Consider the following 578-nt stretch of genomic DNA (forward strand, 5'->3'; position numbering starts at 1 on the left):
CCTTCAGGCATTCCGCCGCCCTTTCACTCTTATAGACTGCGAGGTTGTCGAGGATCACCACGTCGCCTTTGCACAGTGTCGGCGCGAGCTGCGTCTCGATGTAAGCCTCGAACGCCAAGCGGGTGATCGGGCCGTCGATGATCCACGGCGCACTCAGCTCATGGCAGCGCAGCCCGGCCAGAAAGGTATGCGTCGTCCAATGCCCGAAGGGAGCGCTCATGCGTAACCGCTGGCCYTTGCGCGAGCGCCCGCGCAGGCGGGTCATCTTGGTGTTGACGTACGTCTCGTCAAGAAACACCAGCCGGTGCGGCTGCTCGCGCATGCGGGCCTGACGTTGATCGGTCCAGACGTGGCGCTCATCCCGCACGTCGGCGCGTGCGCACTCCGCCGCCATCAGGGCTTTTTTTATAGCTGAAGCCGCACCGGCACAGGAAGCGCGAGAGCATCGCCGGGGCCGCGACGATCCCGTGTTCCTCAAGCAAGCGGGCAGCCAGTTCGGGCATGGTGATGGCGGGCCTTGCCTCGACGGTCTGGATCAGGAAAGCCTCATAGGGCACCAGCTTGCCGCGTCCGGGCGG

At 65.0% G+C, this 578-nt stretch carries 1 pseudogene; it reads right to left on the bottom strand.

From position 1 onward, the window contains the following. Positions 1–578, bottom strand: a pseudogene (locus ACXJKO_RS32065) (transposase); the annotation flags it as partial.

Source organism: Microvirga sp. P5_D2 (genome assembly GCF_054049475.1).